Raw genomic sequence first — 15,764 nt, 5'->3', positions numbered from 1 at the left:
GGACGTACCCGAACCGCGCACACCCGCCCGCGCTCCCGAGGAGGCCGCCGCCGCGCTCGGCGCACTCCAGGCGGCCACCGCCGCGGCCCGCGACGCCGCCCACGAGACCGTCGCCGCCATGGAACACGACAGCGAACGCATCACCGCACAGGACGACCACGAAGGGGGAACGGCCCGATGACCGGCCGCGAAACAGGAGACACGGCATGGGTCCTGGACCCGATCCTCCAGGTGCCGCACGTCGTGGCCGCGGTGCTGCTCACCCGCGACGGGCTGGTCACCGGGTACACCGACGCCCTCAGCCAGGCGTCCGCCGAGCGGGTCGCCGCGATCACCAGCACCGTGCAGGGGGCCTGCCGGACCGCGGCGGCCGCCTTCGCCGACCGGGAGCGCGCCGAGGTGCGCCAGGTCGTCATCGAGTCGGACCACGGCTATGTGCTGATCGTGCCGACCGACCACGGCACCTGCGTCGCCGCCTACGGCGACAGCGAGGTGCGGCTGGACCTGCTCGCCCACCGGGTGCACTCCCAGGTGGCGCGGCTCGGTGAGAAGACGATGGCCGCCGCGCCCAGAGGCACCGACGGCGGCGCGCCGGCATGAGCCGCCGCCCGGGCGGCCGTCCGCTGGTCCCCGCGTATCTGTCGACCGGCGGCGTGGCCCGGCCGAGCCGTCCGCACCTGGAACGGCTCTCGGTGCTCACCCGCAGCGGAGAACCCGCGCCGTCCGGACTGCCCGCCGCCGAACTCGCCCTGCTGGAAGCCCTGGACGGCGGCTCCCTGACGGTGGTGGAGGCCGCCGCACACCTGCGACTGCCGGTCTCCGCCGTGCGGGTGCTGGCCGGAGCGCTGCTGGACCGCGACCTGGTCCTCGCCCGCGCCCCGATCCCGCCCGCCGAACGCTTCGACCCCGACCTGCTGAAGAGAGTGGCCGATGGCCTTCGCGCCCTCAAGCACGACTAGCGGCATGCACCTGCCCGACGGCGCCCGCGACCTGGTGAAGATCCTGGTCGCGGGCCCGTTCGGGGTGGGCAAGACCACGCTGATCGACTCCGTGTCCGAGATCCGGCCCCTGCACACCGAGGAAAGGCTCAGCGAGGCGTCCGCCCCGGTGGACGACCTGGACGGCATCCGCGAGAAGTCGACGACCACGGTCGCCATCGACTTCGGCCGCGTCAGCCTCAACGGCGGGATCGTGCTCTACCTGTTCGGCACGCCCGGCCAGGAGCGGTTCCGCTCCCTGTGGGAGGACATCGCCTACGGGGCGCTGGGCGCCCTGGTCCTGGTGGACAGCCGCCGCGTCGACGCCTCCTTCGACGTGCTCGGCCTGGTGGAGGAGAGCGGACTGCCCTACGCCGTCGCCTTCAACGCCTTCCCGGACGCGCCGAGCCACTACACCGAGGACCAGTTGCGCGCCGCGCTGGACCTGGAGCCGGACACACCGATGGTGACCTGCGACGCCCGCGACACGAACTCCTCCGTGGACGCGCTGCTCGCGCTGGTCCAGCACCTGATCGACCGCCACCCCCCGGAGACCCGGTGACCACCTACCCCACCGCCCAGCAGACCTTCTCCCGCTCCGCGCCCGTGCGGCTGTGGGAGGACGGCTTCGCCCTGGACCCCTACCGCTACTACGCCGACCTGCGCGCCCAGGGCCCCATCGGCTGGGGCGAGCTGGCGCCCGGAGTGCCCGCGTACGTCGTCACCGACCGGCGGGCGGCGCTGGACCTGCTGCACGACACCGAGACGTTCTCGCACGATCCGCGGCCCTGGGAGTCCACGGTCGCCGACGACTCCCCGATCCTCGGCATGATGCGCTGGCGGCCCAACACCCTGTTCGCCGACGGCGCCGCGCACGTGCGCTACCGCACCGCGCTGCTCGACGCCTTCGACCGGGTGGAACCGCACGACCTGCGGGCCCGCGTCCACCACGCGGTACGGCTGCTGGTCGGCAGGTTCGGCCCGCGCGGCGAGGCGGACCTGGTGGGCGACTTCGCCCGGCCGCTGATGGCGCTGGTGTTCAACAACCTCTTCGGCCTGCCCGACAGCCAGAGCGACCGGCTCAACACGGCGCTCGGCAAGATGATGGAGGGCGGCGCCGAGGCGGCCCAGGGCGAGGCCGAGTTCGGCGGCTACGTGCTGGAGCTGATCGCCGCCAAGGCCGAGCGGCGCGGCGAGGACCTGCCGAGCTGGCTGCTGGACCATCCCGCTGGGCTCACCCCGGAGGAGGTCACCTGGCAGGTCTTCCTCACCCTGGGCGCCGGGCACGAGCCGACCGCGAACCTGGTCTCCAACGCGCTCTCCCGCATCCTCGGCAACCCCTCCTACTACTCCACCCTGACCAGCGGGGCGCGCCCGGTGATGGACGCCGTGGTGGAGGTGCTGCACCACGAGACACCGCTGGCCAACTACGGCATCCACTACGCCCGCACCCCGGTGACCTTCCACGGCGCGTGGATCAGGGCCGCGGTCCCCATCGTCATCTCCTACGGGGCCCTCGCACACGCCGCCGAGCAGGAGCACGGCGGCCGGCGCCGCCCCGGGGACGCCTCCCATCTGTCCTGGTCGGCGGGGCCGCACGCGTGCCCGGTCAAACAGCACACGCTGCTGATCGCGACCGAGGCGATCGAGCGGCTCACCCAGTGGCTGCCCGATCTGCAACCCGTACTGCCGCGCGAGCGCCTGACCTGGCGACCGGGTCCGTTCCACCGTTCGCTGACCTCGCTGCCCGTGCGGTTCAGCCCCCGCTCCCCCGATCTGCCTGGAGGCCCCTCGTGACCGTGACCGACCGCACCGAACGCTTCGCACTCGACCCGTTCGGCTCCGACATCCCCGGCGAGTCGGCCCGGCTGCGCGCGCTCGGCCAGGTCGTGCCCGTCGAGCTGCCCGGCGGTATCCCGGCCTGGGCGCCCACCGACTACGCCACCCTCAAGCAGCTGATCCTCGACCCGCAGGTCAGCAAGGACCCGCGCAAGCACTGGCGGCTGTGGCCCGAGGTCGGTGAACACCCCTCCTGGGGCTGGATCCTGGGCTGGGTCGGCGTGGTCAACATGCTCTCCACCTACGGCCCCGACCACACCCGGCTGCGCAAGCTGGTGGCGCCGAGCTTCACCCAGCGGCGCACCGAGGCGATGCGGCCGCGGGTCGAGGCGATCACGGCGGAGCTGCTGGACAAGGTCGCGGAGTCCGGTGAGGAGCGGGTGGACATCAAGGCGGCGTTCGCGCACCCGCTTCCGCTGCGGTTCATCTGCGAACTGTTCGGTGTCCCGGACGAGTTGGTGCCGGACATGACCCGGCTGATCGCGGCCATCATGGACACCTCGGACCCGTCCCCCGAGCACGCGGCGTTCGTGCAGCAGCAGATCGGCACGGTGCTGCCCGCGCTGATCGCGCACCGCACCGAGCACCCCGGGGACGATCTGACCACCGAGCTGATCCGGGTGCGCGACGAGGACGGCGACCGGCTCAGCGACGCGGAGCTGCTGTACACGCTGCTGCTGGTGATCGGCGCCGGGTTCGAGACGACGGTGAACCTGATCGGCAACGCGGTCGTCGCCCTGCTGCGCGACCCGGCGCAGCTCACGGCGGTGCGCGAGGGGAAGATCGGCTGGGAGGCGGTGGTCGACGAGACGCTGCGGGTCCACCCCTCCATCGCCTCGCTGCCGCTGCGGTTCGCGGTCACCGACGTCGAGATCGGGGGCGTCACCATCCCCGCCGGGGACGCCATCATCACGACGTACGCCGCCGCGAACCTGGACCCGGCGCACTACGGTCCGGACGCGGACACCTTCGACGCGGCGCGCGGGGCCGACGACCATCTGGCGTTCGGGATCGGTGTGCACCGCTGCATCGGGGCGCCGCTGGCCCGGATCGAGGCGCTCACCGCGCTGCCCGCCCTGTTCGAGCGGTTCCCGGGGCTCCGGCTGGCGGTGGACGCCGAGGAGCTGAAGCAGGTGCCGTCGTTCATCGCCTTCGGGTGGCAGGAGATCCCGGTGGTGCTGGGCGGATGACGGGCACGGCTCGGAACGCGGGGGTCGACCGGTCCCCCGTTCCGGTCGCGCCCCCGCGGCTCGACGAAACTACGTGGAGGCCTGGGTGCTTGTGAACCGTGTTGATGCCCGCTGCGCGCGGGTCGGGGCTCACCTGTGCACAAGTGAGTCCGATTCGTCCTGGTCCGCGCCGCGCAGGGCGGGCTGAGCGAGGTCGCCGGAGGCCAGGTGCGCGAGCACGACCTCGTACAGGTCACCGCCTCCGGCGAGGAGCCGGCGTTCGAGGACGGGTTCGGCGGCGCGGACGTGTTCGCGCACGGTCTGGGCGTGGAAGCCGAGGGTCTGCGCGGCGCGCTCGGCGTTGCCGCCCGCCGCGATCCAGGTGCGCACGGTACGGCGCAGGTCACGGCTGTCGGTGTCGAGGCGGGCCAGGAGGTCGTGGGCCCAGGAGCGCAGCGCGGGGCCGGCGAACAGGTCGGCGTCCTCGGCGTCGGCCGACGTGGGGCCGGGCGCCCGGTCGGGGTCGTGGGCGGCGCTCTCGTGGGCGCTGAGGGCGAGGTGGACCACGGCGCGGGCGGTGAGGTCGGTGAAGTCGGTGCCGAGCAGGGTCTCGGCGCGTTCCATCCGGGCACGGACGGTGTTGCGGCTGACGCCGAGGACCTTGGCGGCGCTGACGGCGGTGAACTCCAGGCCGAGCCGGGTGGTGGCGAGCAGTTCGGCACGGGTGTGGTGGGGCAGTCCGTCGAAGGGCCCGAGCACCCGGGCGGCCCAGCCGTGCAGGGCGGCGGGGCTGATCAGGCGTTCGGGGTGGGTGCGCTCGGCGTAGACGGCGGCCTGGTCGGGCCGGAAGTGGGCGACGGCGAGCGCGCTGACCGCCTGCCCGTACGCGGTGGCGGTCCGGGCGAGGCTCTGCCGGGCGCTGCCGCCGAGGAAGACACGGGGCCGGGACCCGATCAGGGACCGCAGGGCACCGGCCACGCCCTCCCGGGGCGTCACGACGATCACATGGCCGTCCATCGCCGGGCACCGCACGACCAGGGCCTGCTCGGCCGTGGCGTGCAGGCACTCCTCGGCGAGCCGGTCGCGCTCCTCCGGACCGCTCTCGACGACGTAGACACAGGCGGTGTCGGTGTCCAGCAGCCCCGGCCACAGCCCCGCGGCGACGCGCCGCGCGGAGACCGTGTCCTCGACCATGAGCAGCTGCAGAATGGCCAGCCGCAGATCGGAGGTGGCCCGCTCCAGCCGCCGCTCGGACTCGGTGCCCTGCCGGGCCCGGAGCAGCAGCTCAAGCCCCTGAACGGTACGTGCGACGATCTCGGAGTCCCGCCGCTCGAACGGCGCCGTACGGGACACGGTGACCACACCGGCTGGGCCGCTCAGCCGGACCATCCGCAGATGGCGCCCCTGTCCCTCCCAGGCCGCGGAGGCGATCCGCCCGGCGACGACATCCCCGAGCAGCGACTCGAACGGGCCGGAGTCGAGCTCGGTCCCGGCGACCACGGCCCCGGTGTCGTCGTGCAGACACACGGCACCGCCGACAGCGTCCGCGAGCCAGGCCACGACCTGCCGCACGCTGCTCCCACCGGGCCGCAGCAGGTCCAACAGCTCCCGCTCCCAGCCCCACCCGTCGCCCCTGCCACCCACCTTCGGCCTTCCCTCACGCTTGTACCGCTTCCGTACCGCCCCGGGACGCTACCGCACACCCCCGCGCCGGTCACCAGCCGTCCGGTCGGTCGGCCGACCCGGGGACGGGTACCCCGCGCGCCGCGGCCCGTGCACAGAGGCAGGCAGGCCACGGCGCACCCCGCCCTGCGTGTCCAAATCCCGTCGAGGGCATACCCTCGGCGGATGGCCAAGTACTTCGATGTGCACCCCGACAATCCGCAGCCGCGCATCCTCGCGCAGATCGCCGACAGTATTCGGGCCGACGCCTTGATCGCATATCCGACGGACTCCTGCTACGCGCTGGGCTGCCGGCTCGGCAGCCGGGACGGGACCGAGCGGATCCGGGCGATTCGCAAGCTCGACGACCGGCATCACTTCACGCTGGTGTGCCAGGACTTCGCGCAGCTCGGGCAGTTCGTGCAGATCGACAAGGACGTGTTCCGCGCGATCAAGGCGTCCACGCCGGGCAGTTACACCTTCATCCTGCCCGCCACCCGTGAGGTGCCGCGCATGCTCCAGCACCCGAAGAAGAAGACGGTCGGTGTGCGTATCCCGGCGCACGGCGTGACCCAGGCGATCCTCGCCGAGCTGGGCGAGCCGCTGCTGTCCAGCACCCTGCTGCTGCCCGACGAGGACGAGCCGATGACGCAGGGCTGGGAGATCAAGGACCGCCTGGACCATGTGCTGGACGCGGTCGTCGACTCCGGGGAGTGCGGTACCGAGCCCACCACGGTCATCGACTTCTCCGGCGGCGAGGCCGAGATCATTCGGCACGGCGCGGGCGACACCTCCCGTTTCGAGTGAGGGCGCTCGCCCGGGCAGCCACCCGTGCCACGATGATCACATGATCGCCATTCAGGGAAACACCGTCGAGATCCTCACCGAGGACGGCACAGCCGACGCCTATCTGGCCCACCCCGACGACGGAGCCCCCCACCCGGCGGTGCTGTTCTACATGGACGCCTTCGGGCTGCGCCCCCAGCTGCGCTCCATGGCCGACCGGCTCGCCGGGGAGGGCTACACGGTCCTGGTGCCGAACCTGTTCTACCGTCACGGCCCCGCGCCGGTGGTGGAGTTGCCGGAGTTCATCGAGGCTTCCGCCCGCGAGGGAATCTTCGAGAAGCTCCGACCCCTCGGGCAGACCCTGCCGCCCGCCGTCGCCATGCGGGACGCCGGCGCGTACCTGCGGTGGCTCGCCGGGAACCCGCATGTCGCGGACGGGCCCGTCGCGCTCACCGGGTACTGCTTCGGCGCCCGTCTGTCGCTCCTCACCGCCGGGACCTATCCGGAGCGCGTCGCCGCGGCGGCCGGCTTCCACAGCGCGCCGCTGGCCACCGACGACCCCGACAGCCCCCACCTGGTCGCCCACCGCGTCACCGCCGAGCTGTACTTCGGCCACGCCGACAACGACCCCTCCATGCCCGTCGAGCAGCAGAAGCGGCTGCTGGACGCCCTCGGCTCGGCCGGTGTCCGGCACCGCTGCGAGGTCTACGAAGGCGCCGCCCACGGTTTCACCATGGCGGACACCTCCGTCTACGACCCGGAGGCGGACGCCCGCCACTGGGCGGCGCTGCTGGATCTGCTGCGGCGTACGTTCTGAGCAGCCCGTTCGCTTAGGGTTCGGTCCATGACCGCACGGGACTATCTCTCCGAACTGTTCTCCCTCGACGGCCGGGTCGCCCTGGTGACCGGCGGCAGCTCCGGTATCGGACGGGCCATCGCCGGGGCGCTGGCCCGCGCGGGCGCGAGCGTCGTGATCGTGGCCCGCCGGGAGAAGGAACTGGCCGCCACGGTGGACGAGTTGACGGCCGACGGCTGCCGCGCGGCCTGGGTGAGCGCCGATCTGAGCACCCGGGAGGGCGTGCGCGCGGGCGCGGAGGCCGCGGCCGCCGTGTTCGGCGAGCCCGACATCCTCGTCAACTGCGCCGGGATCAACCTGCGTCCGCCGATGAACGACCTGGACGACGGCGTCTGGGACAGCACGATGGCCGTGAACCTGGAGGCGCCCTACCTGCTGGGCCAGCGCTTCGGGCCGGGCATGGCCGAGCGCGGATTCGGGCGGATCATCCACGTCACCTCCCAGCAGGCGCACCGCGCCTTCGTGAGCAGCGGCGCCTACGGCGTCTCCAAGGGCGGACTTGAGTCGCTGGCCCGCTCGCAGGCGGAGGCCTGGTCGCCGTACGGAGTCACCTGCAACACGCTGGTGCCGGGGTTCGTGCTGACCCCGCTGAACGCGCGGCTGCAGGACGACCACGAGAAGGTGGCGGAGCTGGCGGCCCGCACGATGCTCGGCCGCAACGGCCTGCCCGAGGACTTCGAAGGCGCGGCCGTCTTCCTCGCGAGCCGCGCCTCCGCGTACGTCACGGGCCACTCGCTCTTCGTGGACGGTGGGTTCTCCGTCCACTGAGCGCGCTCACCCCGCGGCGATCACCGCCGCCAGCGCCTCCTGGTCCGTGAACACGTGTCCGCGCATGCCCAGCGCCTGTGCGGCACGTACGTTCTCCTCGCGGTCGTCGACGAAGAGGAAGTCGGCCGGGGCCGCCCGCAGCGCGGTGACGCAGTGCAGGAAGGCCGCCGGGTCGGGTTTCGCCACCTTGGTCCTCCCGGAGAGGGCCACATGGTCCAGCTCGTGCAGCCAGGGCTGCGCCGCGAGGAAGGCGTCCGCGTGGTCGGCGGGGATGTTGGACAGCAGGGCGACCTCGGCGGTCTCGCGCAGGGACCGTACGTAGGCGACCATCCGGTCGTCGACGCGGGACCAGCTGTCGATGTCAGTGAGCCGCAGTTCCTCGACGGTGTCGGGCTCGGCGGGGCGGGACAGCCGTCCGAGTACGGCGGTCCAGTACTCGGACGCGGAGACCTGTCCGGCGTCGTAGGGCGGACGGCAGGCCCAGTACGCGGCGGTGAAGTCCTCGGTGGGGGCCTGGCAGCGGGCGGCCATCTTCTCCTGGGCGCCGGGGCGTTGCTGGCGGGCGATGACGCCGAAGAGGTCGAACAGGACGATCCTGCGGGCGGTGGTCATGAAGGGGTCTCCGGTACGGTCAGCGGTTGCTCGGCGCCGTCTCGCGGGCGCGGTCCGGTGCGGGGCGCAGGACTCCCGCCGCCACGGCGGTGACCGCGCACATCAGGGTCAGCAGCACGAAGGTGTGGTTCAGGGCGACGAGGTGGGTCAGCCAGCCGATGACGGCGGGACCGGCGAGCATGCCGACGTAGCCGAGTCCGGCGACCCGCGAGACATTGGCGCCCGCGGCGGCGGGGTCGGCGTGCCCGGCCGCGCTGAACAGCTGCGGCACACAGCCCGACAGGCCGAGGCCGAACAGCGCCCAGCCCACGAACGCGGCCCACACCCACGGCGCGAGCGCCACGACCGTGATGCCGACGGCGGCCGTGACGGCGCCGTGGCGCAGTACCGCCATCGAGCCGAACCGGGCGGCGACCCGGTCGGCGAGGAGCCGGCCGATGGTCATCGTCGCCGCGAAGGTGCCGTACGCGAAGGCGGCGACGCTCACGGGCGCGTCAAGGACGTCCTTGAGGTGCAGGGCGCTCCAGTCGTTGGCGGCGCCCTCGCACAGCATCACCAGCAGGGCCAGCCCGGACAGGACCCAGATACGGCCCCCGACGGCGCGCTTGGCCTCCGGCACCTCGTCACCCGGCGCCGGCGACGCCACGGTCTCCAGCAGGGCGCGGGTCCAGCCGAGGGCGACCACGACGGTCAGGGCGCCGACGGCGGCCATGCCCGCGACGGGGCTCAGCCCTGCGGCCGCCACGCCCGCGCCCACCAGCGCGGCGATGACGCCGCCGACGGAGAAGGTGGCGTGGAAGGCGGACATGACGGGGCGGCCGTAGGCCTTCTCCACGTGCACGGCGTGGGCATTCATGCTCGCGTCCAGGCAGCCGTTGCCGAAGCCGAAGAGCACAAGGGCGGCGGCCAGGGTCCACGGGTCGCGGGCCAGGCCGGGCAGGACCAGGGTGGCGCCGCACAGGACCCCGGTGGCGGGGACGACGACGCGCGCTCCGAGCCGGTCGGTGAACCGCCCGGCCGCCTGCATGCCGGTGAAGGCGCCGAGGCCCAGCAGGACCAGCAGTCCGCCGAGTGTGGCGTGGCTGATGTCCACGCGGTCCTCGACGGCGGGGATGTTGACCACCCAGGTGCCCATCGTGGTGCCGCAGAGCACGAAGTACACGAAGGTCGCCACTCGGGCGGAGCGCAGCGATTGTTCCATGCCCGCCACCGTAATGAACACGCTTACTGTTTGAACACTGGCGATTCACACACATTGCCTGTTCGTTTCGGCTGCGGTTGAATCTCCGGCATGAGCGGGATGAGCAACACGGAACGGCACGGGGTCATCGCCCAGGCCGTCCAGGAGGCGGGCCGGTGCTCGGTGCAGGAGCTGGCCGCGCTGACCGGTGCCTCGGAGATGACGATCCGGCGCGACCTGGACGCGCTGGCCGCGCAGGGGGTCCTGGAGCGGGTCCGAGGCGGGGCGCGCACCCTGCTGCTGCGCGGCGAGGAGCCGCCGTTCGCGCTGCGCGCGCACGACGCGATCGAGGCCAAGCGGCGTATCGCGGCGGAGGTGTCCAAGCTGATCGCGGACGGTGAGACCGTCCTCCTCGACAGCGGCACCACCTGTCTGGAACTGGCCCATCTGCTGCGCGAGCGGCCGGTCACGGTGATGGCCCTGTCGCTCCAGTCCATCCAGGTGCTCGGCGACGGCCCGGCCCCGGTCCGGCTGATGGTGCCCGGCGGGCAGCCGAGGGCCGCCGAGGGGGCTCTGACCGGCCCCCTCACCCTCGCCTCCCTCGCGGCGCTGCGCTTCGACACCGCCGTGATCGGCTGCTGCGGGCTGAGCGCGGCCGACGGCCTGACCGCCTACGACCTGGACGACGCGGCGGTGAAGAAGGCGGCGATCGCCTCCTCGCGCCGGGTCGTCGCCGCCGCCGACGGCAGCAAGCTCGGCCACACCGCCTACGCCTGGGTCGGTCCCGCGACCGAGCTGCACACCCTGGTCACCGACGCCTCCGCACCGGCCGACGAGGTCGCCGCGCTGGAGCGCGCCGGGGTCGTGACCAGGACCGTCTGAGGCGTCAGGCGCCGACGTACTGCGCCAGGTGCTCCCCGGTGAGGGTGGAGCGGTCCGCGATCAGGTCGGCGGGCGTGCCCTCGAAGACGATCTTTCCGCCGTCGTGACCGGCGCCGGGGCCGAGGTCGATGATCCAGTCGGCGTGCGCCATGACCGCCTGGTGGTGCTCGATCACGATGACCGACTTGCCGGAGTCCACCAACCGGTCCAGCAGACCGAGCAGTTGCTCCACGTCGGCCAGGTGGAGACCGGTGGTGGGCTCGTCGAGGACGTAGACGCCGCCCTTGTCGGCCATGTGCGTGGCGAGCTTCAGCCGCTGCCGCTCACCGCCGGACAGGGTCGTCAGCGGCTGGCCGAGGGTCAGGTAGCCGAGGCCGACGTCGGCGAGCCGGGTGAGGATGGTGTGCGCGGCCGGGGTGCGGGCCTCGCCCTCGGCGAAGAACTCCCGCGCCTCGGCCACCGACATCGCCAGCACCTCGGCGATGTCCCGGCCGCCGAGGTGGTACTCCAGCACCGAGGGCTGGAACCGCTTGCCCTCGCAGTCCTCGCACGGCGTGGCCACGCTCTGCATGATCGCCAGGTCGGTGTAGATGACGCCGGCGCCGTTGCAGGTGGGGCAGGCGCCCTCGGAGTTGGCGCTGAACAGGGCGGGCTTGACGCCGTTGGCCTTGGCGAACGCCTTGCGGATCGGGTCGAGCAGGGAGGTGTAGGTGGCGGGGTTGCTGCGCCGGGAGCCGCGGATCGGGCTCTGGTCGACGGAGACGACGCCCTCGGCGGCCGGGATCGAGCCGTGCACCAGCGAGCTCTTTCCGGAACCGGCGACGCCGGTGATGACGGTGAGCACGCCGAGCGGGATGTCCACGTCGACGTTCTGGAGGTTGTTGGCGGTGGCGCCGCGGATCTCCAGCGTGCCGGTCGCCTCGCGCACCGTGTCCTTCAGCTTCGCCCGGTCGTCGAGGTGGCGGCCGGTGACCGTGTCGGAGGCCCTGAGCCCGTCGAGGTCGCCCTCGAAGCAGACGGTGCCGCCGCCGGAACCGGCGCCGGGGCCGAGGTCGACGATGTGGTCGGCGATGGCGATGGTCTCCGGCTTGTGCTCGACCACCAGCACCGTGTTGCCCTTGTCGCGCAGCCTGAGCAGCAGGTTGTTCATCCGCTGGATGTCGTGCGGGTGCAGGCCGACGGTCGGCTCGTCGAAGACGTAGGTGACATCGGTGAGCGAGGAGCCGAGGTGGCGGATCATCTTCACGCGCTGCGCCTCGCCGCCGGACAGTGAGCCGGAGGAGCGGTCCAGGGCGAGGTAGCCGAGGCCGATCTCCACGAAGGAGTCCAGGGTCTGCTGGAGCGCGGTCAGCAGCGGCGCCACCGACGGCTCCTTGAGACCGCGCACCCACTCGGCGAGGTCGCGGATCTCCATCGCGCAGGCGTCGGCGATGGAGACGCCCTTGATCCTGGAGTTGCGGGCGCCCTCGCTGAGCCGGCTGCCGTCGCACTCGGGGCAGGTGGTGAAGGTGACGGCCCGCTCCACGAAGGCCCGGATGTGCGGCTGCATGGCCTCCTTGTCCTTGGACAGGAAGGACTTCTGGATCTTCGGGATCAGGCCCTCGTAGGTGAGGTTGACGCCGTTGACCTTCACCTTCATGGGCTCGCCGTAGAGGAAGGAGTGCATCTCCTTCTTGGTGTACCGGCGGATCGGCTTGTCGGGGTCGAGCAGGCCGGACTGGGCGTAGATGCCGACGGTCCAGACGTTGTCCGACTTCCAGCCGGGGATGGTGAAGGCGCCCTCGGAGATCGACTTGGTGTCGTCGTAGAGCTGGGTGAGGTCGATGTCGGTGACCTTGCCGCGGCCCTCGCAGCGGGTGCACATACCGCCGGTGCGCTCGAAGGTGGCCTTCTCGGCCTTGGTCTTGTCGCCGCGCTGCACGGTGATCGCGCCGCTGGCCTTCACCGAGGCCGTGTTGAAGGAGTACGCGCTGGGCGGGCCGATGTGCGGCTTGCCGAGGCGGCTGAAGAGGATGCGCAGCATCGCGTTGGCGTCGGTGGCGGTGCCCACGGTGGAGCGCGGGTCGGCGCCCATGCGCTGCTGGTCGACGCTGATCACGGTGGTCAGGCCGTCCAGGACGTCCACCTCGGGCCGGGCCAGGTTCGGCATGAAGCCCTGGACGAAGGCGGGGTAGGTCTCGTTGATCAGCCGCTGCGACTCGGCTGCGATGGTGTCGAAGACCAGGGAGGACTTGCCGGAGCCGGAGACGCCCGTGAACACCGTCAGCCGGCGCTTGGGGATCTCGATGTCGACGTCCTTGAGATTGTTCTCGCGGGCTCCGTGCACCCGGATCAGGTCGTGGCTGTCGGCGATGTGCGGCGCGGGCGACTTGGTGTTCGTCCTGGTGGCCCTGCTCATCGTGTCTCCCTCGTCGGATCGCCTGGCCGGAGCTGACCGGCTTTGAACAGTACGTCAAGGTGTACTTGATCGCCGTCGGAATCGGGGGCGGTTCAAGCCGACTGCCACGCTATCCACTGCCGGGGGCCGGGCGCTTCTCCGTTCCTGATCGGGGGGCCGCCGCGCACAACGCGGCGCGGGCGGGTTCCCTGTCCCAGGAACCCGCCCGCGCCGTGCGTGCGTACCGTCCGTCAGTCCGTGCCGAACTCCATGGCCGCGTGGTCCAGCAGCTCCTCGTCGCTGTCCGGGCCCTTGCCCACGGAGGCGATGGCCTCGGCGCCGCCCTCGGTCAGGGCGCCGATCAGGCTCGTCGTCCCGGAGGTCTCCACGGCGGCGGCCGCCGCGGTGCCGACCATGCCGAGCCCGGCGTACAGCTCCAGCTTGGTGCGGGAGTCGGCGATGTCCAGGTTGCGCATGGTGAGCTGGCCGATGCGGTCGACGGGACCGAACGCGGCGTCCTCGGTGCGCTCCATGGACAGCTTGTCCGGGTGGTAGCTGAAGGTCGGGCCGGTGGTGTCGAGGATCGAGTAGTCCTCGCCGCGGCGCAGCCGCAGGGTCACCTCGCCGGTGACGGCCTGGCCGACCCAGCGCTGGAGCGACTCGCGGATCATCAGCGCCTGCGGGTCCAGCCAGCGGCCCTCGTACATCAGCCGGCCGAGGCGGCGGCCCTCGTTGTGGTACTGGGCGAGGGTGTCCTCGTTGTGGATCGCGTTGACCAGGCGCTCGTAGGCGGCGTGCAGCAGCGCCATGCCGGGCGCCTCGTAGATGCCGCGGCTCTTGGCCTCGATGATCCGGTTCTCGATCTGGTCGGACATGCCCAGGCCGTGCCGGCCGCCGATGGCGTTGGCCTCCATCACCAGGTCGACGGCGGAGGCGAACTCCTTGCCGTTGATGGTGACCGGGCGGCCCTGCTGGAAGCCGATCGTGACGTCCTCGGTGGCGATCTCCACCGCGGGGTCCCAGAACCGCACGCCCATGATCGGCTGCACGGTCTCCAGGCTGGTGTCCAGGTGCTCCAGGGTCTTCGCCTCGTGCGTGGCGCCCCAGATGTTGGCGTCGGTGGAGTACGCCTTTTCCGTCGAGTCCCGGTAGGGGAGGTCGTGGGCGAGCAGCCACTCCGACATCTCCTTGCGGCCGCCCAGCTCGGTGACGAAGTCGGCGTCGAGCCAGGGCTTGTAGATCCGCAGGTGCGGGTTGGCGAGCAGGCCGTAGCGGTAGAACCGCTCGATGTCGTTGCCCTTGAAGGTGGAGCCGTCGCCCCAGATCTGGACGTCGTCCTCCATCATCGCCCGCACCAGCATGGTGCCGGTGACCGCGCGGCCCAGGGGCGTGGTGTTGAAGTACGCCCGGCCGCCGGTGCGGATGTGGAAGGCGCCGCAGGTCAGCGCCGCCAGGCCCTCCTCGACCAGCGCCGCGCGGCAGTCGACCAGGCGCGCGATCTCGGCACCGTAGGTCTTCGCGCGGCCGGGCACCGACGCGATGTCGGGCTCGTCGTACTGGCCGATGTCGGCGGTGTACGTGCAGGGCACGGCACCCTTGTCGCGCATCCAGGCGACCGCCACGGAGGTGTCGAGGCCCCCGGAGAAGGCGATCCCGACGCGCGAGCCGACGGGGAGGGAGGTAAGCACTTTGGACATACGCAGAAGTATGCACGACAACGCATGAACATGCAACGCCCTAGTGGCGAGGCCGGTCCGGACCAGTAGCGGGGCTTGCTTCACAGGGGTCGCACAACGTAAACCTTTCACCTCAACCGGCCTTGGCTCTGGGGGGAGTTGGCACGTGGAGGGGACGGTCGACGGGTTCCGGTACGGGGTGGTGACCCCCGTGGCGGCCTTTCTGATGGCCTGCTTGGGAGGCGCGCTCGGACTGCGCTGCATCGTGCGGTCGCTGATCGACGAGGAGACATGGAAGACCGGCTGGCTGGCGCTGGGCGCCACGTCCATCGGGTGCGGCATCTGGACCATGCACTTCATCGCCATGATCGGCTTCCAGGTCGAGGAGACGCGGGTCCGCTACGACGTCACCCTGACGGTACTGAGCCTGGTCGTGGCGATCGTGGTGGTGGGCGTCGGGGTCTTCCTCGTGGGCCGCCGGGGCGCGAGCCCGGCCACGCTCACCTTCGCGGGCGTGGTCACCGGGCTCGGGATCGCGGCCATGCACTACCTCGGCATGGCCGCGCTGCGGCTCGGCGCGGACATCCGCTACGACATCCTCACCGTCCACCTCTCCGTCCTGATCGCGATCGGCGCGGCGACCGCCGCCCTGTGGGCGGCGGTGACGGTGCGGGGCTTCCTGGCGAGCCTCGGGGCGAGCCTGGTGATGGGCCTGGCCGTGTCCGGGATGCACTACACCGGCATGGCGGCCGTGACAGTCCATCTGCACAGCTGGGCGGAACAGGGCACCTGGTCGGGCGACTCCCCCACCTCCCTGCTGCTGCCCATGCTCCTCGGCCCGGTGGTGTTCCTGGGGCTCGTGGGCGTGGTGGTGATGTTCGACCCGGGGCTCGTCCTCAACGACGACAAGGGCGGGGGCACGGACGACCGACAGTCGGTCAAGAGCGTTGCGCCGCACGCCCGTTCATAGATCGTTGTTA

The 15,764-nt window shown here is 71.9% G+C and carries 15 protein-coding genes and 1 pseudogene; 11 read left to right on the top strand and 5 right to left on the bottom strand.

The window, feature by feature from the left end; all coding sequences use genetic code 11:
* The 6 genes and pseudogenes from GA0115233_RS28520 to GA0115233_RS28495 all read left to right on the top strand — a co-directional run.
* Positions 1-181: pseudogene (locus GA0115233_RS28520) on the top strand (ATP-binding protein); the annotation flags it as partial.
* Entirely contained in the window at positions 178-600 is a 423-nt protein-coding gene (locus tag GA0115233_RS28515; protein ID WP_093723189.1) for a roadblock/LC7 domain-containing protein, read from the top strand. The pseudogene GA0115233_RS28520 and the gene GA0115233_RS28515, both read left to right, overlap by 4 nt.
* Positions 597-959, top strand: coding sequence for a DUF742 domain-containing protein (locus GA0115233_RS28510; protein WP_093723188.1), 363 nt, complete (start codon positions 597-599; stop codon positions 957-959). Before GA0115233_RS28515 ends, GA0115233_RS28510 begins: the two co-directional genes overlap by 4 nt.
* Positions 931-1,539, top strand: a complete 609-nt coding sequence (locus GA0115233_RS28505; RefSeq protein ID WP_093723187.1) for a GTP-binding protein — start codon at positions 931-933, stop codon at positions 1,537-1,539. The genes GA0115233_RS28510 and GA0115233_RS28505 overlap by 29 nt, the downstream gene beginning before the upstream one ends.
* Entirely contained in the window at positions 1,536-2,774 is a 1,239-nt protein-coding gene (locus tag GA0115233_RS28500; RefSeq protein ID WP_093723186.1) for a cytochrome P450, read from the top strand. Before GA0115233_RS28505 ends, GA0115233_RS28500 begins: the two co-directional genes overlap by 4 nt.
* Entirely contained in the window at positions 2,771-4,006 is a 1,236-nt protein-coding gene (locus GA0115233_RS28495) for a cytochrome P450 family protein (protein ID WP_093723185.1), read from the top strand. Before GA0115233_RS28500 ends, GA0115233_RS28495 begins: the two co-directional genes overlap by 4 nt.
* A gap of 129 nt (positions 4,007-4,135) precedes the next feature.
* Here GA0115233_RS28495 and GA0115233_RS28490 read toward each other — a convergent pair whose 3' ends face one another.
* The gene (locus GA0115233_RS28490; RefSeq protein WP_093723184.1) at positions 4,136-5,629 is read right to left on the bottom strand and encodes a helix-turn-helix domain-containing protein; all 1,494 of its coding nucleotides are present in this window, start codon (positions 5,627-5,629) and stop codon (positions 4,136-4,138) included.
* A gap of 204 nt (positions 5,630-5,833) precedes the next feature.
* Here GA0115233_RS28490 and GA0115233_RS28485 point away from each other — a divergent pair, with 204 nt between their 5' ends.
* The 3 genes from GA0115233_RS28485 to GA0115233_RS28475 are packed head-to-tail and all read left to right on the top strand — an operon-like array spanning position 5,834 to position 8,057.
* Positions 5,834-6,454: an L-threonylcarbamoyladenylate synthase gene (locus GA0115233_RS28485; protein ID WP_176711967.1), complete on the top strand. Its 621-nt coding sequence runs from the start codon at positions 5,834-5,836 to the stop codon at positions 6,452-6,454.
* A gap of 40 nt (positions 6,455-6,494) precedes the next feature.
* Positions 6,495-7,250, top strand: a complete 756-nt coding sequence (locus GA0115233_RS28480) for a dienelactone hydrolase family protein (RefSeq protein WP_093723183.1) — start codon at positions 6,495-6,497, stop codon at positions 7,248-7,250.
* 27 nt (positions 7,251-7,277) lie between these two features.
* Positions 7,278-8,057, top strand: a complete 780-nt coding sequence (locus GA0115233_RS28475; protein WP_093723182.1) for an SDR family NAD(P)-dependent oxidoreductase — start codon at positions 7,278-7,280, stop codon at positions 8,055-8,057.
* A 6-nt stretch (positions 8,058-8,063) separates the two neighbouring features.
* On the opposite strand, the gene GA0115233_RS28470 is transcribed toward GA0115233_RS28475, so the two are convergent.
* On the bottom strand, positions 8,064-8,669 hold the full coding sequence (locus GA0115233_RS28470) for an HAD family hydrolase (protein WP_093723181.1): 606 nt from the start codon (positions 8,667-8,669) through the stop codon (positions 8,064-8,066).
* Positions 8,670-8,688: 19 nt separating this feature from the next.
* Positions 8,689-9,870, bottom strand: a complete 1,182-nt coding sequence (locus tag GA0115233_RS28465; protein ID WP_093723180.1) for an MFS transporter — start codon at positions 9,868-9,870, stop codon at positions 8,689-8,691.
* 99 nt (positions 9,871-9,969) lie between these two features.
* Between GA0115233_RS28465 and GA0115233_RS28460 the strand changes: the two genes are divergently transcribed.
* Entirely contained in the window at positions 9,970-10,731 is a 762-nt protein-coding gene (locus tag GA0115233_RS28460; protein WP_093723179.1) for a DeoR/GlpR family DNA-binding transcription regulator, read from the top strand.
* 4 nt (positions 10,732-10,735) lie between these two features.
* On the opposite strand, the gene GA0115233_RS28455 is transcribed toward GA0115233_RS28460, so the two are convergent.
* Positions 10,736-13,129, bottom strand: a complete 2,394-nt coding sequence (locus GA0115233_RS28455; protein ID WP_093723178.1) for an ATP-binding cassette domain-containing protein — start codon at positions 13,127-13,129, stop codon at positions 10,736-10,738.
* Positions 13,130-13,359: 230 nt separating this feature from the next.
* Positions 13,360-14,805 (bottom strand): argininosuccinate synthase, encoded by a 1,446-nt coding sequence (gene argG / locus GA0115233_RS28450; RefSeq protein ID WP_093723177.1) that lies wholly within the window; start codon positions 14,803-14,805, stop codon positions 13,360-13,362.
* A 145-nt stretch (positions 14,806-14,950) separates the two neighbouring features.
* Here argG and GA0115233_RS28445 point away from each other — a divergent pair, with 145 nt between their 5' ends.
* On the top strand, positions 14,951-15,754 hold the full coding sequence (locus GA0115233_RS28445) for an MHYT domain-containing protein (RefSeq protein WP_093723176.1): 804 nt from the start codon (positions 14,951-14,953) through the stop codon (positions 15,752-15,754).
* Positions 15,755-15,764 lie beyond the last annotated feature (10 nt).

Origin of the sequence: Streptomyces sp. DI166 (genome assembly GCF_900091315.1) — a bacterium.
In the GTDB taxonomy this organism is placed as follows: Bacteria; Actinomycetota; Actinomycetes; order Streptomycetales; family Streptomycetaceae; genus Streptomyces; species Streptomyces fuscus.
The sequence above is the reverse complement of the archived record's forward strand: the minus strand, read 5'-3'. Positions and strand labels throughout refer to the sequence as shown.